Here is a 19,919-nt window from a genome sequence, read left to right as displayed (position 1 = left end):
CCTCCTTTTTAATGTGTCTCAAAGTAACGCTCGTAACTCCGCTGACATTTGTTCGACCAACTCAGGTCTCCCATGAAATTGGGCAGGCGTGTTCTGGAACAACACAATCCTCCACTTTCCTCCCATCGATGTCGCGATCAGCGTGTGATGCGTATTGACGTTCGGATTAATGTCGGATTGTCCACGAGGAACCATCCCTGCGATTGCTCGGAGAACGCGACGTCATCCGACAGAAAACGAACAGATTTCACTTTACTCACGAAGCGAGCCGTTGCGTGATGTTCAAAGATTGGTGCGATATGTGCGTAAATTTCAGCTTGTCCAATCACTTGGCTTCCATCGAAACCAACCTGCTCTCCGTCCTCGGTGTACAAGTCAGCCATGCTACGCGCATCTTGGTGGTTCCATGCATCAAGCAATTCCTGGTAAAGAGTTATGACTTGTTGTTTGCGCGAGTCCATGCTATGTCCTCCCTCACCCCAACCGCCCAATGCCTTTACTCCCTCGTCTTACTCATTCGGATTTGCCAGTACAAACGTGTTGCCATCAGGGTCTTTAAAGATAGCCTCGATTCCTCCCCAGTTGGCTCTTTCGGCATCCTTCACAAATTCAACGCCACGTTCTTTCAGTAATTTACAAGTACCAACCACGTCTTCACAGGTAAAAGCCACATTTTGATAGCCCCCGATGCGCTCTGCTTGTCCAGGAGGCGTGAACAGTACAACGTCCGTTTGCGCCCCAGGCGGTCGAAGCTGAATCCAACGAGTGCCGTTTCCAAATGGTTGGTCAGTCACAACCTCAAAGCCAAGTTTCTCCGTGTAAAATTGCAAGGCAATATCCTGGTTTGATACAGGGATGCTGACAAAACTCACTCGAATCATGTCTATCGTCCTTTCATTTTGCACATCGGTCATGGCTCAGTCATATTGTTTATGCCTGTTCGAAGCTCAACGACCTTACTGGCTTAACATCAAACTCCTGTTTCATCGGTACTTCACACAACAGGGTGCAGACAGGCGTGAAGTCATCTGCTTCAACCAGCAAATAGAAAACGTGGTCAGGATGCCCCGCCACCACGAAGTGAACTTTCACCCCTAATTCCTCACAGCGTCTTTGGATGGATGGTAGAAACTCTTGTAACGCCAGCCTGATGTCTTCGTTGTATATACCGCAGTGATTCACGTCGTGCCTTGCAGTGACATGAAACAGCAAGTTCGTCGCCCCATTCATAATCGAATTCCAATGACTGATCACTCGGATGTACTTATTCGCTTGTTGCCCAAATCATTCTCATGCAAGCATATCACACCCTGCATCGGGACACATGCACGCCTTCAAGACCGTATGGGTCTACACCTATTGTTTTATTAGCTATATAGCTATATACTAAACCGCAAAAGTCACCTCCAGACAAACAAGGCAGGTCGGTGAAAGCGATGAAACCCCATGAATGAACGTGTGTTTAAAGCCATGTCGGACGGCACACGCAGGAAAATTATCGAATTATTGAAGGATGGTCCGAAAACGGCTGGCGAGATCGCAAATCACTTCCCGCACGCTCAGCCGACAATCAGTCGTCACCTAAACGTACTCAAGAATGCGAATTTGGTCGTCGATCAACGCGAGGGAACCTATATCATTTACAGGCTCAACACAACCATTTTGCAGGAATGGCTGGCGTGGCTTCTTGAACACTTCGGGGGTGGCGATGATGCTGAATAAGAAAAGCGCAATGCCTTGGTGGGGGTGGTTTTCGTGGTTTGTCGTCATCGTGCTTGGTTGTCTCGCGTACTTTCATCTCCCCACCCAGGTTCCAAGCCATGTTCATGCGGGAAAGCCGACACTTTACATTTCCCGTCTACTTGCCGTGATGTACGAACCGTCCATTATGCTCGCCATAATACTTCTATGGCATGTATTGTGGCGGATTGATCCGAGGAAAAAGAACTACGAATCGTTCTGGGGGACGTATCGATATATCGGCGGCGTGATCGTCGTATGTGTAGGTTTGATTTACCTCACGGTATTGGGGCACCTTTTGCACATTGGCACAATGCGTTTTGCTCTGACCACATACGGTCTGATGTTCATGTTGATTGCAAATGTCTTGCCACGACTTCGACCGAATTGGTGGATTGGCGTTCGCACGCCTTGGACGTTATCCAGTGAGGAAATTTGGAATCGTACGCATCGTCTGAGCGGACAGTTGGGCATCCCGCTGGGCATCCTCATCATGATTCTTGCCTGGGTGTTGCCGATAAACCGATTCACAACAGTGGCTGTCGTCATACCCGTTCTCTTATGGGCGCTGATTACCGTTGTGGCTTCGTATGTTTACGCCCGGCAAGAGCGGCACTGAAGGTATGTTAAAGGGCAGGCGCCCTACTGAAGTCTGTTTCCCAGGGGGGAAAGACAGTGGCTGATGAGAGCGTTGTTATCGGTGCGGGAACCACCCATCCGCTCCATGGCATATTATCCATTCCTGATGAGACGAATGGCTTATGTCCAGCAGTCGTATTGGTTCATGGGTCTGGTCCGAGCAATATGGATGAGAAGGTCGGGAACAATTCCCCTTTTCGAGACCTCGCTGAGGGTCTGTCGGCAAAAGGAATTGCAGTTTTGCGCTACGACAAGAGAACCTTCGTTTATGGCAAACAAATGAAAGATGACGTTGGCATCTCCGTAAGGGAAGAAACCATCGATGATGCCATCCTCGCGGCTGAATTCCTACGCAACGACGCGAGGATCGATCCGAACAAAGTGTTTGTGATTGGTCACAGTTTAGGAGGAATGCTGGCTCCGCGAATCGATGCAGAAGGTGGACAGTTCGCGGGAATCATCATCATGGCTGGTTCTCCGCGCAAATTGGAAGAAATCTTGATGGATCAAAACAACGACGTCCTGAACTCTTTAAACGGGCTTTTAAAAGTGATTGCAAAGAAACAGATCGCCGCATTGTCCGCCAGGTTTGGCAACATCTATAACCTCAGCGACGAAGAAGCGAAATCCACGAAACTGTTCGGTAAATATACGAGGGCATACTACTTCAAAGAAATGGGGGAACATCCGTCCACTGATTATCTCAAGACATTAGAAAAACCTGTGCTGATTCTGCAGGGCGATAGGGATTTTCAAATATCCGTTGAAAAAGACTTTGGCGGTTATCAAAAACTTCTTGGCGATAAACCAAACGTCACATTCAAACTTTACCCTAACCTGAATCACCTGTTTATGCCTGCTGTTTACGGTGAGATTCGCAAAGCAAAAAAGGAGTATCGGGTTGCACAACATGTAGATGAACAAGTGATACGGGACATTGCGAACTGGATTCGTTCTGTTTGAGACATATCAAAGAAAAGTCACTTGGGAAACGGGACGTCTCGGTACCCTTATCATGAGGGGCTGTACACCGCCCACACTTCACGTTCCTCTCAATTAAAACAAGGGTGAACGTACGCAAGCGTGTACCACATCCAGAACGTCAATGCCTATCACAGCCGTTTGAAGGGCTGGATGCAACGATTCCGTGGCATTGCGACTAAATGCCAGGACAACGAAATGACGTGGTTCGCCTACATTGACACAACTCGAAGCATTGCCCGTGGCATTTGGGAGCAACGATTTCTCGCCATGTCCTGTATCGACCGCAAGATGGTCCGATGCGCTTGCAGGAACCTGCGTGATTGGTAACAAGCGTATTTCCGAAGGATCAAGATGAACCACCAGCGCCAGTTAGCACGAAGGATAAAGGGGGAATGAGTATTGTTTAGCCACAAAGTCAACGAAGACACACAATTGAGATTGCTGGAAGTTCGAGATGCAGACCAATTGTTTGCCTTGTTAGACCAGTCACGCAGTTATCTCCGAGAATGGTTACCTTTCGTTGACGGGACACGTACCGTTCAGGATATAGAATGTTTTATTCAGTCTGGATTACAGAAGTACGCATCCAATAACGGTGTCGAACTGGGTATATGGTATCGTGGTGAACTCGCAGGGGTTCTCGGTCTCCACTACATCAATTGGTCGCACCGATTGACAAGCGTCGGGTATTGGATTGGTGAGAGGTTTCAAGGCAACGGCATCATGACAAATTCATGTCGAACACTCATTGACATTCTTTTCAAGGAATATGAACTGAACCGAGTAGAAATACGAGTTGCTCCTCAAAATCTGAAAAGCAGGGCAATACCTGAGCGTTTGGGTTTTCAAAACGAAGGATGCAGACGACAAGCCGAATGGTTATATGACCATTATGTAGACCACATTATTTACGGAATGCTCGTACACGATTGGAAGGTTGGATTTTAAATAACTGCCCAAGAAGGAATCACCTCTCGCTTCTTTAGATTTTCGAAAACAACATTTAATGAGAATGGAGCGTCGCAGAAAGTTTGTAGATCCGCAAAGTGAAACATCGGAAGTCGATCTATATATCCCGATTGAATGACGATGTGGCGCACCCCTTGAGCCCACGCCAAGGGGTGTAGTTTTTCGTCCTCTACGAGTATCAGTTGATATGAGCAACCATCCCACGTCTCATTCCCATCGTCCCAAAGATGGTTCCAAGAGCCATGCAGAACAGACCTGTTATGAACATGGGACTACCTACATCCTGCGTGTTAAACAATTGCGGTGCATAAGCGGTAATCGCGATAATAAGGATCGTTGACATCACAACTGCTACACCCATGCAGAACAAGATCACCACTTCTGGATAGAATACGAACTTGAGTTCTGAAAGTTGGAAGTCTGTCCTGGTAATCATGAGGGAGACTGCAACCGTACCGATCATCAGCATCAAGGCTATCAAAACAACATATCCACCCAAGAACACATCAATGTGTGTCAATGCATACGCGACATGATGCCAATTCGCCAATGCCGCCGTAGCAAGGATGCTTACCAGCAAACACGATAGCGCGACCCCAAAAGGCTATCAAAACGTTTTTTTGCTTGCGTTTGATAGCACGTCTTAGGGAGATAAAGAACACAGGCAATCCACCAATCAAAAACGCCAGGAATGATATACATCCAGCAACGAAATCTGCATCAAAAAGAACCCTGAACTCTGGGTGGTAGGTTGCCACTGCATTGAACTGATTCAGCGGATCCGTCAATCGTTGGAGCATACTCCACCCGACTCCGAATAACATGAAAGCGCAGAAAACCATCACGACACTCGTGCGGAGCCGATTGACCATACCTGCCACTCCTTCTACCATTCCACTGTAATTCAGGTTTGCGTCGATTGCCCCAATCAATAAATCGACCACTGTCGCGGGCGTAATCTTGTGCTGTTCAAGAAGTGCTAACATCTCCTCTTCATACCGCTCCCGCCAGGCGCGAGGATACAGTCGTAATAGCCAATGCATTAGAACCCCTCCAACGATGCCAATCGCTTTCTCCCGACCGAAGCAACCTGCTCCAGTGTCGCAACTTGCTTACGGAGTGCCATCACACCCTCGGCAGTAATACGATAAGGTCTGCGCCTATCCTCTGTTGGGAGGGCTTCGATCCAACCTTGTTTTTCCAACCGCGTGATCGCACCATAAAGCGTCCCAGGCTCCAGTTGTGTACCACTGAACGCCAAAATGTCCTCCATCATCGCGTATCCATGTTTCGCTCCATTCGCCAAACTTGAAAGGATCAAGAACGATGCATCCGAAAACCGTCCTGATTCATTTTTCCGCATTGGAATCTCCCCAATTTGTATTACGTTATTCTTATTAAGTGCAACTGAATATTAAGGCGTGCTGTGCAATACGTCAAGCCCCACATTGGGCGTTACACCGAAACACCCGAGGAACCACTCGGATATGATTTTCATGTAAGTTTCCCATTATACTGGAAACGATATAAACGGACATTTCAACTGGAGGTGTAAACAACATGACCTTAGTCCCTTATGACCCATTTGGCATCATGAGACGCGACTTCGGCTCGTTTCCCCGACTGTTCGATGACGACTGGTTTGACAACCACTTTGCAAACATGCCACGGGTTCGCTGTGATGTTCGTGAAACACAAAACGAAGTGATTGTGACAGCCGAAATCCCTGGGTTGGAGAAGAAGGAAGACGTGAATATCACTGTCCACGACAACCACCTTCACCTCAGCGGCAAAATCGAACGGATGGGCGAGCACAAGGACGAAAACGTACATCGTATGGAACGATACTATGGACAATTCTCGCGCACGGTGCCATTACCAACAGCGGTAGATGATACGGGAGCAAAGGCGACATACAGGAACGGAATACTGGAAGTCAGGATTCCGAAGAGCCAGAAACAAATGGGTCGACAGATTGACGTAGATTTTCATTGAACGCCTTGCACAATATGCCCCTTGGAATTCCGAGGGGCGTTTTCGTGCTCTGACAATGACCAACTACACGTAAATTGAAGGTTCCGGTGTCAGCCGCTGGCCCTTGAGTCTGTGTTGGTTCCAATGACGTTGATTTGGCACAAGGGATCCGATCACAATGCTAATGATGTCGAAAATCAGGGGAGATTCATACTCCACGATACCTTGACGACTGTTCTGATCATTTCTTCCATCCATCCGTATCACATGTCCCCACAGAAGTAGGCTATATGCCGAGCCGTACTCTCCCTTAGCCCTTTCACCCACTTCAAATCCAACCCATGACTTCTGAAATCAAATTTAGCTCCCTGTACTATGTAATCGTCAAATGAATTTCTTCCGTAGATCACGCCTTTTCCCACCCGTTTTTCTCCATAATTTTTTCCAGATTCATCGATTTTGCGTAAAATGAAGTTGTTCGCTGGCGCGAGGAGGAAAGGCAGAGTTTGAGGGTAAAGGGAAAACAGATTTTGGAATGTATTTTTTCGTATTTTTGAACGGAAATGGTCGAGGAATCCTTGATTTGTCGGGCTCTTTCGCGTCTGGTAGCTCTCAAAATTTTGCTCTGAGTTTCCCCCGCCCATCGCTCTCAGGCATTAAAAAAGACGGGCGAATTCAGGCTTTTGACCCGAACCCACCCGTGCTGTAGGGAACAACTTATTTTACTCAGGGAAGAACTTATTTTACTGGGGAAGAACTTCATTTTGCGAACACAACAACCATCCCCCAAATCAATGGCCTTATTCGACCGTCACACTCTTGGCGAGGTTCCGCGGTTTATCGACGTCATTACCGCGAGCCACCGCTGCGTAATAGGCCAACAACTGAAGCGGAATGACCGCTGCCATCGGTGCCAACGCAGGCAATGTCTTCGGCAGGTAAATGACTTCATCCACCGCCTTCTCCAAGTCCTCGTTACCCACCCAAGTCAAGGCCAAAACGAACGCACCGCGGGCCTTGACCTCGACAATGTTGCTCACTGTCTTCTCGTACAGATCTGGCTGCATCGCGATCGCGACGACTGGCACGCCATCGGTGATGAGGGCGAGCGTGCCGTGTTTTAACTCACCCGCGGCATAGGCCTCTGCGTGGATGTACGAGATCTCTTTCAATTTCAAGGCACCTTCAAGCGATACCGCATAGTCAATGCCACGGCCAATGAAGAACGTGTCGTGCGCATGTGCATACCGCTGCGCAAACGACTCGATTTGCGGCGCCGTATCAAGCACCGCTTCTACCACCTGCGGCAGGTTGTCAAGTGCTTCGATCATTTCGTGCGCCGTTGCTTCGTCAATTTGCCCGCGCACCTGTCCAAAGTGCACAGCCAGCAAGTACAGTGCCGCAAGCTGTGTCGTGTATGCCTTGGTTGACGCAACCGCGATTTCCGGCCCGGCCCATGTGACGATCACGCTGTCCGCTTCGCGCGCCGCCGAGCTGCCCACGACGTTCGTGATGGCCAATACGCGCAATCCGCGCTTCTTCATCTCGCGCATCGCCGCTAGCGTGTCAGCCGTCTCACCCGATTGCGTGATCGCAATAATCAGCGTGTTCTCCGTTGCAATTGGATCTGCATAGCGATATTCAGATGCAATCTCAACATCGACCGGAATCCGCGCAAACTGCTCGATGGCTACCTTACCGACGAGGCCAGCATGCCACGACGTACCGCAGGCAACAATGTGAATCCGGTCAATATTGCGGATTTGCTCCTCGTCGAGCCCAATCTCAGATAGCGTCACCCGGTTTAAGTCATCGGAGACACGGCCGCGCAGCGTGTCGCGGACAGCCTTTGGCTGTTCGTGGATTTCCTTGAGCATGAAGTGCGGATAACCCCCGCGCTCTGCGCTCACTGCATCCCAAGTGACGCGATAGACCTCTTTGCTGACAGGTTCACCATTCAGTGTAAAGCACTCGACACCGTCGCGCCGCAGGATGGCCATTTCGCCATCTTCCATCACGTAAATGTCACGCGTGTATTCGAGAATCGCTGGAATGTCGGAGGCAACAAAGTTTTCCTTGTCGCCAAGCCCAATAATCATCGGGCTGGCCTTGCGGATCGCAATCATCTCGTCAGGATGATCTTTTGCGATCACGACGAGCGCGTAGGCGCCGCGAATACGTTTGCCGACAGCGATCATCGTCTGAAACAAATCGCCATTGTACATTTCTTCAATCAGGTGTGCCACGACTTCCGTGTCCGTTTCAGAGCGAAATTCGTGACCAGCCGCTACTAATTCTTCCCGTAAGGACAGGTAGTTTTCAACGATACCATTGTGCACAATCGCGAACCTACCGCTACAGTCCTGGTGCGGATGTGCGTTTTCGTCCGAAGGTTTGCCATGTGTCGCCCAGCGCGTATGGCCAATTGCCGCCTGGCCATCGACAGGGCTGTCTGCGAGCTTCGCTTCGAGATTCGCGAGCCGCCCGACAGACTTCACAACCTTGATGTTGCCGTTGTCGATGGCCGCAATACCCGCAGAATCATATCCACGGTACTCGAGCTTCGCCAATCCGCCGACGACGACATTCTTAACATTCCTCGGGCCGATATAGCCGACAATCCCACACATGAATAGTCATATCCTCCTTAGCCGATCTGCTCACCCTTGTCGCACCGGTCGCCCGATGGTTTTCAGGCTTTGCTTGCGGCGTGATCGGAAAACGCCGGGAGGCACCCGCCGAATGCTTCGCCAACCTCCTCCGCGTCAACTGCACCGCATTTGCAGCTGCAGTCCAGGCGCTGTTGGACGATGCCCCTGCGTGCAAAGATTCACAGGTGCATGCGACATTTTACTCGCCTATCTCGGATGTGCTACTTAGTTCGCCCCACATTCCCCCTTTCACGGATATGAAGGATAAGCGGCGGGGCCCATGACAAGCCCCAGCCCATGGCTTAAACCCCCAACTCCGCCTCGACTACTTTGACGATCTCGCCACAGACTTTACGCAGCAGCTTGTCATCTGGGCCTTCGACCATGACACGTACAAGTTGTTCCGTTCCGGATTCGCGCACCAACACGCGCCCGCTCTCGCCGAGTGCCTCTTCGGCTGCCCGCAAAGCACTTTGGATTTTCTCATTCTCGCGCCAAGCCCGCTTGTCTCGAACCTGAACGTTCTCCAACAACTGCGGATAGCGCTTCATGACCTGCCGCAATTGCGACAGCGGCTGCTGAGCCTCGACCATCACTTGCACCAATTGCACTGCCGTCAAAATGCCGTCGCCCGTCGTCGTGTGATTAAGGAAGATGATATGCCCGCTTTGCTCGCCGCCAAGCACGGCATTGTCTTCGCGCATGCGTTCCATGACGTAGCGATCTCCCACGGCAGTTCGCAATACGTCGATGCCCTCGGCCTCCATCGCCTTGACAAAACCCAAATTGCTCATGACGGTTGCGACGAGCTTGTTCCCCTGGAGCAGGCCCTTTGCCTTCATCGCACGGGCACAGATAGCCATAATAAAGTCACCGTCAATGACTTCGCCACTTGCATCTACTGCAATGAGTCGGTCGGCATCTCCATCAAACGAGAGACCAACATCCGCGCCATGTGCTAAGACAGCGCGTTGGACGATATACGGATGCGTCGAACCGCAGCCGACGTTGATATTGACTCCGTCAGGCATAGCGTGGATGACCGTGACGTTCGCCCCCAGCCTGCGAAAGACCTCCGGCGCGATGGCCGATGCTGCTCCGTTGGCGCAGTCGAGGACGATGTGCAAACCGTCGAAGCGCACCTGAACTGTGCTGAGCAGAAAGCGAATATATGTCTCCACAGCAGGTTCATCGTACATGCGGCCAATCTTGTCACCCGTCGGTCGGGGCAGATCCCGTGCGCCGTCCTCAAGCAATTGTTCGATCCGGTCTTCCGTCTCGTCCAGCAGCTTAAATCCATCGCCGCCGAAAAACTTAATACCGTTGTCCGCAACTGGGTTGTGTGAAGCTGAAATCATCACACCCGCATCCGCCCGCAGGTGCTTGGTTAAGTAAGCCACGCCTGGCGTACTGATGACCCCTAGACGCAACGCATCGACGCCCATGGACAGAATGCCGCTGACCAGGGCTGTTTCGAGCATATCGCCCGAAATCCGCGTATCCTTGCCGACGACGATGCGCGCCCCAGGCCGACGACTGGTCAATACATACGCGCCCGCGCGGCCGAGGCGAAACGCCAACTCTGGCGTCAACTCGCTGTTTGCTACACCTCGGACACCGTCCGTACCAAACAAACGTCCCAACGACCATACGCTCCTCTCTTATGACCTCAACATTGTGCCACAGAACGTTTGAAGTGCAAAGACTCACTGTATGGCAACCTGTGCAGAGCGCACCGACAAGTTCACAACGTCGACATAGGCTGGTACATGGACTTGGATGGGCAACGAAGCTGTTCCGCTTTTCGCCTTACTTGCGTCGACATAGGCATATACTTGCGACGGATTTTGCGAGATGGCACGCAACACACTCTCCGGGCCGCTGAGTACGACATCGACAGAATTTACCCCTGTGAGCGACGCCTGGTTCCCTCCCTGCACTTGAATCGGAAGCTTCTGTAAGGTAAGCGTGGCGGACGGCTCAATTTGCACAACCGCCGTCACTGTCGGCGGTGAAACGCTCGTCATGCCCTGTTTGAGCGGAACAGGTACAGATATGGAAACATCATGTGAGAGATTGTTCACGTCGACCGGTACGTCGAGCCCCGCCTTGGGAAGTTGAGCTGCTGAAAGCCCGACTTCCGTCACCTGAGTCGTTGCAAGCGTTACCCCTGCAACTGCATACCCAGGCGCAGGTGTGCCCGTAATGACGGGCGTGAGGTTGACGGCTTCCGTCGATGCTGCAATAGGCACAGTCACCGAAATCGATGCCGGACTCACGCTCACGGACTGCACCACCCGGCCAGACGCATCGACAGGTTCCAACTGCACGACTTTCGTTGTAGTTTGACTGAGGCCCGTGATATCGACGGTGCCAACAATATGTTTGACCGAGCGTACGGCCGACGCCGCTCCACTGATGTTCGCCGCAATGGCTCCAGGGTTGAACTGGCCCAGTGTATACCCAACCTGCGGCGTACCAATCACCTGAAGCGAAACAGAGCGTTGCACGGTTTCCTTCTGCTCGAGGACGACCGTGATAGTCGCTGGCGAAATGCTATATGAGCGGATGCCACTTGGCATGTTAATCGCGGCAACATGCAGCGTTTCCGTGCCAGGACCAAGGCCTTGTGCGTTTGCCACCAATTGAGCTTTAAGCATATCCGCTGGCAGTGAGGGCACACGCAACAAGCTCGTCGTCACCCGCACTGTCGCCGAGGGTTCTGGTGAGGTAACAACCATATCGTTGCTGGTTTCGATATGCACCGAGAGCGGATATGTTTGCGTAACGCCGCCTTTGTCCTGATTCGATCCGCCTTGCGGCGCGTGCACCGCCAGCCATAATATACATGCAAGCACGAGCGCGAGAATGCGAAGCGCGGTGGTATTGCGCAAAAACCGATCCATCATCGCGACTCCGCCTTTCTGCTCCAAAACGAAAGCGCACCGTTGCGGCGAGGTACGAGTAGTTCTGTTAACAACTCCTTCAGCGCACCTTCGTCAAGATGGCTATGCAGGACACCGTCGACACCGACCGAAACGCCTCCCGTCTCCTCCGACACAATCACGGCAACGCCATCCGATTGCTCGGTAATCCCAATACCTGCTCGGTGGCGCGTACCGAGTTGCTTGTCCAAAGAGCGATTCTCCGTCAATGGCAAAAAGCATCCCGCCGCGACAATCTGCATGCCGCGCACGATGACTGCGCCATCGTGCAGCGGTGTGTTCGGAATAAACAGGTTGATAAAAAGTTCAGAACTCACACGCGCTTCCAGCGTCGTGCCCGTCTCAATATATTCGTTCAAACCCGTCTGCCGCTCGATCACGATGAGCGCTCCCGTCCTCGTCTTGGCCAGAACCTGCGCCGCTTTGACAATCTCGTTGACTGTATGCGCCATGTGGTCGTTTTCCTGCTGCAACAGGTTGATATTCCACAGGCCGCCGCGCCCGAGTTGTTCGAGCGCGCGACGAAGTTCAGGCTGAAATACGACCGGGATCGCAAACAGGCCGATTTCGATGATTTTGTTCAGCAACCAATTGGATGCAGAGAGATTGAGAAGACTGCTGATCATCGTCACCATGATGACAATGATCACGCCTTTGAGCAGTTGCACCGCTCGCGTACCGCGGATGAGCAACAGGAGATAATAGATCATAAAGGCGACAAAGACGATATCGATCACGTCTTTAAACCCGAAACCGCGGATTGCCGAGAGCCATGCGTCCATAACCATCCACCCAACGATCGGGGATTCTCCTACCCATTGTTTCCTACAAGCAGGAACGAGTCAAGTCCATCCCTCGTTGTGTGTTAAGCGCGACGCGTTTGCCGATTGAGGCGCCGGCGCTGGGCCTTGGCGCGCTCGCGTGCTCGCGCGCGCTGCAGAGCCCGGTAAAAAGCCTGATACAACGCGTGATGGCCTGCATCGGTTGGATGAATCGGATTGCGGAAAAGGCGAATGTCGCGGAATAGTCCGTTTCGGTAATTTTCGACGTAGTCGTGTTCGCGACCACGGAACGACTTTTGCGACTCGACCAGCACCAGGCCATTGCGCGCTGCGACTGCGCGCAGCATGTCATTGTATTGATTCGTGATTTGTTCAGCTAAACCGAAGTTTGGAAACGGATTATACAACGTCGCGAGTGCAAATGTATTGTACGAGCGGTTCGCACACTCGACAATTTCCTCGATCTCCTCTCGCGATCGCTCACAAACCTGTGCAATTCTGTCCGCACTGCCAGTCAACAAGAATGGAGCTGCCTTTAACAAGTCATTTCCACCAATCATCAACGTGACGATCTCGGCCTCGTCAAATATACATGCGGGCAACTCGCGCAAGGAACGGTTTAACTGACGTGATGTCCAACCTGGTTTCGCTTGCACGTGCAAGGTTGCGCGAACGTTTTTGGCAAACTGTTTCTGCAGGAGTTTCGCAAAACTGTGCTCGGGCGTCGTGGCGCCGTATCCATATGTAATGGAATCTCCGAGCGCAAGCATGAGCATTGGTAGCCCCCCCAGCATCGTGTACTGATGTAAGCTATGGGCTTACGCGTGAAGTGGTCACAAAAGTCGCCCAGAAAATGCAGTCCTCGCGTAACACATCAATCTGTTCGCACAGGTCATGCTATACCAGTTGCCATCCGGCCCTCGGCACGCGCGATGCGGTATATCCGCCGCGACGAGTGCAAACACTTCCCAGAGAATTAAAGGAGGTTGAACCGCATATGAAATCGATTCGGCGCTGGCTCATGAGCGCACTAGCAGCGTGTCTTGTCGCGTTTGGGTGCGGTATTGGTCCCCAGGTTTTCGCGGCAAGTACGCAGGCCAACCAGCCAAAGGCCATCTATAAGGTGGATACGAAAGAAAAGGTTGTCGCTTTGACGTTTGATATTTCATGGGGAAACAAAGTGCCAGAACCGGTTCTGAACGTTCTTAAACAACAGAACGTGAAAAAGGCGACATTCTTTTTGAGCGGGCCGTGGACCCTGCATCATCCGGAAATAGCGAAGAAAATCAAAGACATGGGGTATGAAATTGGCAACCACGGAAACCTGCACAAAGATTTCTCGAATTACCCCGACAGCTGGATTCGCGAACAAGTTGCCTTGTCCGAAAAATCCATCTATCAAGTGACTGGCGTCAAGACGAAGCTCATTCGCACTCCGAACGGCGATTTCAATCCGCGCGTCTTGCGTTGCCTGAACAACATGGGCTACACGGTCATCCAATGGAATACCGACTCACTCGACTGGAAGAATCCTGGTGTGCAAAACATTGTCAGCCGTGTGACGAAGCGCGCCGTTCCAGGTGACATCATTCTAATGCATGCGAGTGATTCATCGAAGCAAATTGTCGAGGCACTTCCTCAAATTATCACTCAACTGCGTAACCAAGGGTACCAGTTTGTAACGGTTTCAGAATTGTTAGCAGGGGCAAACGTCTCCTCGAACGTCCGCTGAGCAGACAGAAGTCGAAATCATGGGATAGCCCGGCGGTGCAAGTCACATACTGACTGTACAAACCTGTCGCGGGGAGGGGCTGCCGTGAGCGGAAAAGCTGTGCGCTTGGCCGGAATCGGGCTATGCGCCCTAATTGTCACTGGATGCGGTATGACCAATGCGGGCGCTGACGTCACCGGTGCGACCGATGGCGGCGGCAACTATAGCCAAACCAAACAAATGGTCGTCGATATACTGAATTCCAAAGAAGGCCAGCAAGCACTTCTCGATACATTGAAGAATCCCGAGTTTAAAAATCAATTGATTGCTTCTCCAGACGACGTGAAGCAAGCATTGACGCAGTTTATCCAGTCGCAACAAAGCCAGACATTCTTGACCGAGGCCGCAAAGGATCCTGCTTTTGCGGCAGCACTTGCAAAGGCTGCGCAACCGGAACTGAAGTCCACCGTGCAAAACCTGATGAAGGATCCCAGCTTTCAGCAGGATATGCTGGTACTTCTACAATCGGATGATTTTACGAAAAACCTGCAGACGATGATGCAAGGGCCCCAATTTCGTTCCGACTTGCAAAAAGTTATTTTACAAACGATGACTTCGCCGACCTTTCAAGTCCAGTTTCAGGAAACGGTTCAACAAGCCGTGCAAAAGGCCATGCAAGCGGGACAAGCAACGGCTGGAGGCGAAGGCGGTGGTGAACAAGGTAAATCGGGATCGGAAAATAGTCAGGGCGAATCATCCGGCAGTTGACGATTCGATACAAAATACGGCCGTCGCTGAGAGCACCTGTGCCCTCGTGACGGCCGTTTATGTTGCTGGAGGGGAATTACGCGTGCGACTGCTGTACTTGGCCAATACCCATCGCCTCGGCGACGCGGCTCGCGAGCTTGTCGAAGACCTGCCCTTGCAACGAATCCTGCGCGAAAATACCCGGCGTTTGAACGTCGAGATTGGCAATGGGGATTTCGGCTAGTAAGGTTGTGTTCAGTTGCGATGCAACGCGCTCACCACCGCCCCGACCAAAGATGTATGCCGGATCTCCACACGAATCGCAGACGTAATACGCCATATTCTCGACGACACCAATCACCTCATGATTGGTGCGCACGCCCATCAGACCTGCTCGAACTGCGACCTCTGCAGCCGCAGCCTGTGGCGTCGTGACAATCAATTGCTTGCTTTGCGGTAACAGCGTGTGAATATCAAGCGCTACGTCCCCTGTTCCGGGTGGCAAATCAAGCAATACAAGATCCACGTCACCCCAATGAACCTGGCCAAAAAAGCTACGTAGAGTTTTCCCAAGCATCGGACCGCGCCAGACGACAGGCGTGTCCTTTGGAACGAAGAACTGCATCGAAATCACTTTGACGCCCTCAACCTGGACCGGCATGATCAAATCCTCAATCGTGGCCGGTTTCTGGTCTTGAATGCCAAAGATGACGGGTATGCTGAAACCGTAAATGTCGGCGTCGATGAGTGCCACTCTGACACCTCGCCTCGCCAAGGCCACAGCAAGATTCGCCGTAACCGTCGACTTGCCAACACCGCCCTTGCCGGACGCGATCGCGAGAAATTGTGTGCCTTTCCCCTGCAAAAGTGGCGGAAGTGCAGCCTGCCCGGCGTTGGCACCAGCGGCTTGGCCGACACTGCGAACTTTTGCGGCAAAGGCAGCGCGTTGCTCGTCCGTCATGTGGCTGATGCGAACCTCGACCTGCTCGACGCCAGCAACAGCGAGCAGCCGCTTTTTCACCTCGTCCTCAATGACATGACTTAGTGGACAACCGCGAATGGTCAGCAAGATTTCAACACTCACTCGACCGCCGACGATTTCAACAGCTTGTACCATATCCAACTCGACGATGCTTCTATGAACCTCGGGATCCTGTACGTCCCGGAGCGCTTCTATGATTTGCTCACGTGTAACCACTCGTGCGACAACCTCCCAAGTATGTTTGCGCACTACCTATTCCAACAGCATTAGTGTACATCATCAGGCGGGCGAAACCAAACGTGTGGTCACTACTTCGTACGCTTCCTCGCCGTTCGCGAGCCACGAAACGACATAGCGGGGTCGCCCCTCATCCTCGCCCACAAACCAAGCAGAATTACCAGGAGGAACTTGATACGGTGGCTGAGCCAGCGGCTGTTCCGGCATACTCTTCGGGGATTCTCGGGAAATGGCCAATAGCGGCAGAAGATCTCCCTGCCAGCTTGTGATACTTACATGAGAAAGCACGCGATTGGAGAGATTCTGTACGCGGTAGACCGGCCTGCCGTTCCAGGTCCAGCCAGTCGCAGATAGTTCAAGCACCGGCGCAGCGTTTTGGCTGACCGAATCACGCACCGCTGAATGGGGACGTCCCGCGACGTCGGCCGAGAGTGGGCCCATGACGCGAATGACTACGAAGAACACAGACATAAGCATCAGCCAATACACCCAAGACCTTGATCTGCGCCGACGCCTCATATCCACGCCCCCTTGGCTCCTCAGAATTTCTCAGCCGCCTTGGCCACAGATGGATCGCTAAAGTACCGAACCAGTGCCTGGTACATCGCGAAGGCAACTTTATCTTGGTAGGACGCCGTACGCATCGCCATGGCTTCTTGCGGATTTGTGAGAAAACCAATCTCCGCCAGTACCGTTGGTCCTTCAATGCGCTTCAACAGATACAGCGAGCGATTGGATTCGATCTCGCGTTTGGTCGGCAACAACTCTTCGCGAAATTCGGATTGCATGAGGCTAGCAAGCGTTTTAGCGTGATCGTTTGTCGCAAAATAGAGCACCTGTGCACCATGCCAGTCCGCAGATGGTGCAGCATTGCAGTGAATGGAAACAAATGCGTCAATCTTCTGCTTGCGGACCACGTTCATCCGCCCTCGTAAGTCTCCAAGGTGACGACGTCGGTTTGCGCGATCCTCGTCAGTGGCGAGATCGACATCTGTCGTCCGGGTCGCTACCACGATAGCGCCAGCCTGCTGCAAGTAGGCAATCAAACGTTGCGCGACTGCCAATGTAATGTCCTTTTCCTGGAGACCGTCTATGCCGCGTGCCCCGGAGTCTTTGCCCCCATGCCCGGCGTCCACGACAATGGTCTTGCCAGCAATACCCGAAGGAGCAGCCTCACTGTTGACGGTATGCGCATGTTTATGAAACCATGCACTTGCCTGTGTCATTGGCACGACTGCGGAGGCGGAGATCATGCATGCCATCGCGCCAATCAACACTGGCAGATGTCTCTGTTTGCTAAACATTCTCCTACTCCCTTCGTCAGAAATGCTCGCTCTGCTCAGTTTGTGCAGACGAACCGGAAACCATGAACGAAGAGAACAACAAAAAAGCTGCCTGCACGAAATACATGCAGACAGCGCGGATAATCGATACAAACTCGGTTAGCGCTTCGAGAACTGAGGTGCACGCCGAGCGGCCTTCAAGCCATACTTCTTACGTTCCTTCATGCGTGCGTCGCGCGTCAACAGACCAGCTTTCTTCAGGGTCGGACGCAATTCCGGATCCACTTTCAGCAGTGCGCGTGCAATGCCGTGACGGATAGCACCGGCCTGTCCAGAGATACCGCCGCCATAGACGTTAGCATAAACGTCATACTGACTCAGCGTCTCCGTCAACAAAAGCGGCTGTTTTACAATCAACTTTAGCGTTTCCAAACCAAAATACTCGTCCATCGAGCGCTTATTGACCACGATATTGCCGTCGCCCGGGAGAAGACGTACGCGAGCGACAGACGTCTTACGGCGTCCAGTTGCCATGTATTGCAAACGTGCCAAGGTTCTGTCCCTCCTTTATTCCTTCGTACCGGGTACGAGTGGAATGGGCTGCTGTGCAGCATGTGGATGTTCCGGACCAGCATACACTTTCAGCTTCTTCAGTTGCGCGCGTCCAAGTGTATTGTGCGGCAGCATACCACGAACCGCGTAATACAACACGCGCTCGGGATGTTTTTGTAACATATCCTGAGCCGTCGTGACCTTCAAACCACCTGGATAACCAGAGTGGCGATAATACTTCTTGTCCTGCAGCTTTTTACCCGAGAATTCGACTTTGTCCGCATTGATGACAATGACGAAATCACCCGTATCAACGTGCGGTGTAAATTCAGGTTTATGCTTGCCGCGAAGAATGGACGCAATATGTGTAGCCAAACGGCCCACGCGCCAGCCAGCGGCGTCAATGACATACCACTTGCGCTCAACCGCGCCGGGCTTTGCCATGTACGTCGTACGCATTCAGATTCCCTCCGGATCCTCAATTTGACCAACTGGTGTAACGGGGGAGTCAGTGGGTCAAATATACCTGCACAATTTTATTACAAATCCGCTTCCGGATCAACAACTTTCCCACCGTACTCTGGCGGATACTCGACATTCCAAAGACACAGGCCATGTGGTGGCGCGGTCTCGCCCGCCAACCGACGATCCCTCGCCGCGAGAATGGCCGGTATGCGATCCGCTGCCTCACGACCTTGGCCAACCTTCACCAGCGTACCGACAATGATCCGCACCATGTACTGCAAAAAGCCGCTTCCTTCAACCTCAATCGCCAACCGATTGGGTGACTCGACGAAATCGATCCGATAGAGGGATCGAACCTTGTCCTCTTGCGGCGTCGCGCTGGCGCAAAACGACGTAAAATCATGGCGGCCAAGCAAATGTACCGCTGCTTCCCGCATGGCCTCGACAGCGAGCACACCTGGAACGTGCCAGCTGAAACGGTACAAAAACAGATTTGGTGCCGCACCTCGATATAACAGGTAGCGATAGGTTTTACGAACCACGGAAAACCGCGCGTGGAACCCGGTGTCCACCTGATCCGCCCATAGCGGTATGACGTCTGCTGGTAAACGGCGCCGTAGAACATAAACCATCCGCTCCGCAGGTGGTCCATAAGGCAAATCGAAATGAACGACTTGCGCCCGCGCGTGCACACCCTTATCCGTGCGTCCAGACCCGTGCACCTCGATGGGCGTACTCAGCATGCGTGTCAACGTTTCTTCTAACGTGGCCTGCACGGTACGCAACCCATCCTGACGGGCAAAGCCGTGAAAACCGGCGCCATCGTATGCGACGACAAGGCGTATCCGGTTCCCACGGCTTTCCCTAATGCTATCGGCCATCAAACAAGCTCAATGACGACCATCGGCGCAGCATCGCCGCGGCGTGGCCCAATCTTCACAATACGGGTGTAACCGCCGTTCCGGTCTTGGTACCGCTGTGCGATATCGCTAAACAGCTTCTGAATGGCGTCCGGACCTTCTCCATCCAGTCCCAAAGACTCACGACGTACGTACTGTGCAACCAAACGACGAGCATGCAGATCCCCACGCTTTGCGAGGGTAATCATTTTCTCAGCGATGGAACGAAGCTCCTTCGCTTTCGCTTCTGTCGTCTGAATACGTTCGTACAGCACGAGATCCGTCACCAAACTGCGGAACAGAGCCTTCCGGTTCGACGACGTACGATTCAACTTGCGGTAAGCCATTCCGTTATCCCT

24 protein-coding genes and 1 pseudogene are annotated in these 19,919 nt (G+C 52.3%); 7 read left to right on the top strand and 18 right to left on the bottom strand.

The features are described from left to right. Positions 1–18: 18 nt before the first annotated feature. The 3 genes and pseudogenes from BLU70_RS09585 to BLU70_RS09575 form a co-directional block, all read right to left on the bottom strand. A pseudogene (locus tag BLU70_RS09585) lies at positions 19–461 on the bottom strand (SgcJ/EcaC family oxidoreductase). A gap of 48 nt (positions 462–509) precedes the next feature. Further along, positions 510–881 (bottom strand): VOC family protein, encoded by a 372-nt coding sequence (locus BLU70_RS09580; RefSeq protein ID WP_040289452.1) that lies wholly within the window; start codon positions 879–881, stop codon positions 510–512. A gap of 49 nt (positions 882–930) precedes the next feature. After that, positions 931–1,212 carry a hypothetical protein gene (locus BLU70_RS09575; RefSeq protein WP_143027512.1) on the bottom strand — a complete coding sequence of 94 codons (282 nt, stop codon included), beginning with the start codon at positions 1,210–1,212 and terminating at the stop codon, positions 931–933. Between the two features lie 234 nt (positions 1,213–1,446). Here BLU70_RS09575 and BLU70_RS09570 point away from each other — a divergent pair, with 234 nt between their 5' ends. The 4 genes from BLU70_RS09570 to BLU70_RS09550 all read left to right on the top strand — a co-directional run bounded on the left by BLU70_RS09570 (position 1,447) and on the right by BLU70_RS09550 (position 4,311). Next, positions 1,447–1,722 (top strand): autorepressor SdpR family transcription factor, encoded by a 276-nt coding sequence (locus BLU70_RS09570; RefSeq protein ID WP_006446949.1) that lies wholly within the window; start codon positions 1,447–1,449, stop codon positions 1,720–1,722. Beyond that, positions 1,712–2,359, top strand: coding sequence for an SdpI family protein (locus BLU70_RS09565; RefSeq protein WP_244885166.1), 648 nt, complete (start codon positions 1,712–1,714; stop codon positions 2,357–2,359). The genes BLU70_RS09570 and BLU70_RS09565 overlap by 11 nt, the downstream gene beginning before the upstream one ends. A gap of 56 nt (positions 2,360–2,415) precedes the next feature. After that, on the top strand, positions 2,416–3,342 hold the full coding sequence (locus BLU70_RS09560; RefSeq protein WP_074693314.1) for an alpha/beta hydrolase family protein: 927 nt from the start codon (positions 2,416–2,418) through the stop codon (positions 3,340–3,342). 420 nt (positions 3,343–3,762) lie between these two features. Further along, positions 3,763–4,311: a GNAT family N-acetyltransferase gene (locus BLU70_RS09550; RefSeq protein ID WP_006446946.1), complete on the top strand. Its 549-nt coding sequence runs from the start codon at positions 3,763–3,765 to the stop codon at positions 4,309–4,311. A 199-nt stretch (positions 4,312–4,510) separates the two neighbouring features. On the opposite strand, the gene BLU70_RS14700 is transcribed toward BLU70_RS09550, so the two are convergent. From BLU70_RS14700 to BLU70_RS09535, 3 genes are read right to left on the bottom strand one after another with little or no spacing between them, the layout of a single operon-like run. After that, on the bottom strand, positions 4,511–4,813 hold the full coding sequence (locus tag BLU70_RS14700) for a hypothetical protein (protein ID WP_074693312.1): 303 nt from the start codon (positions 4,811–4,813) through the stop codon (positions 4,511–4,513). 25 nt (positions 4,814–4,838) lie between these two features. Further along, on the bottom strand, positions 4,839–5,375 hold the full coding sequence (locus BLU70_RS14695) for a hypothetical protein (protein ID WP_074693311.1): 537 nt from the start codon (positions 5,373–5,375) through the stop codon (positions 4,839–4,841). Beyond that, positions 5,375–5,695, bottom strand: a complete 321-nt coding sequence (locus BLU70_RS09535; RefSeq protein WP_074693310.1) for a PadR family transcriptional regulator — start codon at positions 5,693–5,695, stop codon at positions 5,375–5,377. The genes BLU70_RS14695 and BLU70_RS09535 overlap by 1 nt, the downstream gene beginning before the upstream one ends. Before the next feature lie 197 nt (positions 5,696–5,892). On the opposite strand from BLU70_RS09535, the gene BLU70_RS09530 reads away from it, so the two are divergent. Beyond that, positions 5,893–6,327 (top strand): Hsp20/alpha crystallin family protein, encoded by a 435-nt coding sequence (locus BLU70_RS09530; protein WP_006446943.1) that lies wholly within the window; start codon positions 5,893–5,895, stop codon positions 6,325–6,327. Between the two features lie 779 nt (positions 6,328–7,106). Here the strand turns inward: BLU70_RS09530 and glmS are convergent. The 5 genes from glmS to BLU70_RS09505 all read right to left on the bottom strand — a co-directional run bounded on the left by glmS (position 7,107) and on the right by BLU70_RS09505 (position 13,460). Continuing rightward, entirely contained in the window at positions 7,107–8,936 is a 1,830-nt protein-coding gene (gene glmS, locus BLU70_RS09525; protein WP_074693309.1) for a glutamine--fructose-6-phosphate transaminase (isomerizing), read from the bottom strand. 323 nt (positions 8,937–9,259) lie between these two features. Further along, entirely contained in the window at positions 9,260–10,600 is a 1,341-nt protein-coding gene (gene glmM, locus BLU70_RS09520; RefSeq protein ID WP_074693308.1) for a phosphoglucosamine mutase, read from the bottom strand. Positions 10,601–10,663: 63 nt separating this feature from the next. Next, the gene (locus BLU70_RS09515) at positions 10,664–11,866 is read right to left on the bottom strand and encodes a CdaR family protein (protein WP_074693307.1); all 1,203 of its coding nucleotides are present in this window, start codon (positions 11,864–11,866) and stop codon (positions 10,664–10,666) included. Further along, on the bottom strand, positions 11,863–12,684 hold the full coding sequence (gene cdaA / locus BLU70_RS09510) for a diadenylate cyclase CdaA (RefSeq protein ID WP_006445812.1): 822 nt from the start codon (positions 12,682–12,684) through the stop codon (positions 11,863–11,865). The genes BLU70_RS09515 and cdaA overlap by 4 nt, the downstream gene beginning before the upstream one ends. Positions 12,685–12,767: 83 nt before the next feature. Then, the gene (locus BLU70_RS09505; RefSeq protein WP_074693306.1) at positions 12,768–13,460 is read right to left on the bottom strand and encodes an SGNH/GDSL hydrolase family protein; all 693 of its coding nucleotides are present in this window, start codon (positions 13,458–13,460) and stop codon (positions 12,768–12,770) included. 221 nt (positions 13,461–13,681) lie between these two features. Between BLU70_RS09505 and pdaB the strand changes: the two genes are divergently transcribed. Together pdaB and gerD are read left to right on the top strand one after the other, a co-directional pair. Beyond that, entirely contained in the window at positions 13,682–14,416 is a 735-nt protein-coding gene (pdaB, locus tag BLU70_RS09500; RefSeq protein WP_074693305.1) for a polysaccharide deacetylase family sporulation protein PdaB, read from the top strand. A gap of 84 nt (positions 14,417–14,500) precedes the next feature. Continuing rightward, positions 14,501–15,163, top strand: a complete 663-nt coding sequence (gene gerD / locus BLU70_RS09495; RefSeq protein ID WP_040288560.1) for a spore germination lipoprotein GerD — start codon at positions 14,501–14,503, stop codon at positions 15,161–15,163. A gap of 76 nt (positions 15,164–15,239) precedes the next feature. On the opposite strand, the gene BLU70_RS09490 is transcribed toward gerD, so the two are convergent. The 7 genes from BLU70_RS09490 to rplQ all read right to left on the bottom strand — a co-directional run bounded on the left by BLU70_RS09490 (position 15,240) and on the right by rplQ (position 19,907). After that, positions 15,240–16,340 carry an Mrp/NBP35 family ATP-binding protein gene (locus BLU70_RS09490; protein WP_074693304.1) on the bottom strand — a complete coding sequence of 367 codons (1,101 nt, stop codon included), beginning with the start codon at positions 16,338–16,340 and terminating at the stop codon, positions 15,240–15,242. A 63-nt stretch (positions 16,341–16,403) separates the two neighbouring features. Continuing rightward, positions 16,404–16,880, bottom strand: coding sequence for a hypothetical protein (locus BLU70_RS09485; protein WP_040288558.1), 477 nt, complete (start codon positions 16,878–16,880; stop codon positions 16,404–16,406). Between the two features lie 20 nt (positions 16,881–16,900). Beyond that, positions 16,901–17,665, bottom strand: coding sequence for an N-acetylmuramoyl-L-alanine amidase (locus BLU70_RS09480; RefSeq protein WP_040288556.1), 765 nt, complete (start codon positions 17,663–17,665; stop codon positions 16,901–16,903). Between the two features lie 138 nt (positions 17,666–17,803). After that, the gene (gene rpsI, locus BLU70_RS09475; RefSeq protein WP_040288554.1) at positions 17,804–18,196 is read right to left on the bottom strand and encodes a 30S ribosomal protein S9; all 393 of its coding nucleotides are present in this window, start codon (positions 18,194–18,196) and stop codon (positions 17,804–17,806) included. Positions 18,197–18,211: 15 nt separating this feature from the next. Then, positions 18,212–18,655, bottom strand: coding sequence for a 50S ribosomal protein L13 (rplM, locus tag BLU70_RS09470; RefSeq protein ID WP_006445804.1), 444 nt, complete (start codon positions 18,653–18,655; stop codon positions 18,212–18,214). Between the two features lie 80 nt (positions 18,656–18,735). Then, positions 18,736–19,542, bottom strand: coding sequence for a tRNA pseudouridine(38-40) synthase TruA (gene truA, locus BLU70_RS09465; protein ID WP_074693303.1), 807 nt, complete (start codon positions 19,540–19,542; stop codon positions 18,736–18,738). Further along, positions 19,542–19,907, bottom strand: coding sequence for a 50S ribosomal protein L17 (gene rplQ, locus BLU70_RS09460; protein WP_040288553.1), 366 nt, complete (start codon positions 19,905–19,907; stop codon positions 19,542–19,544). The genes truA and rplQ overlap by 1 nt, the downstream gene beginning before the upstream one ends. Between the last annotated feature and the right edge of the window lie 12 nt (positions 19,908–19,919).

Source organism: Alicyclobacillus hesperidum, from assembly GCF_900107035.1.
In the GTDB taxonomy this organism is placed as follows: Bacteria; Bacillota; Bacilli; order Alicyclobacillales; family Alicyclobacillaceae; genus Alicyclobacillus; species Alicyclobacillus hesperidum.
This window is presented reverse-complemented; position numbering and strand designations above follow the sequence as displayed.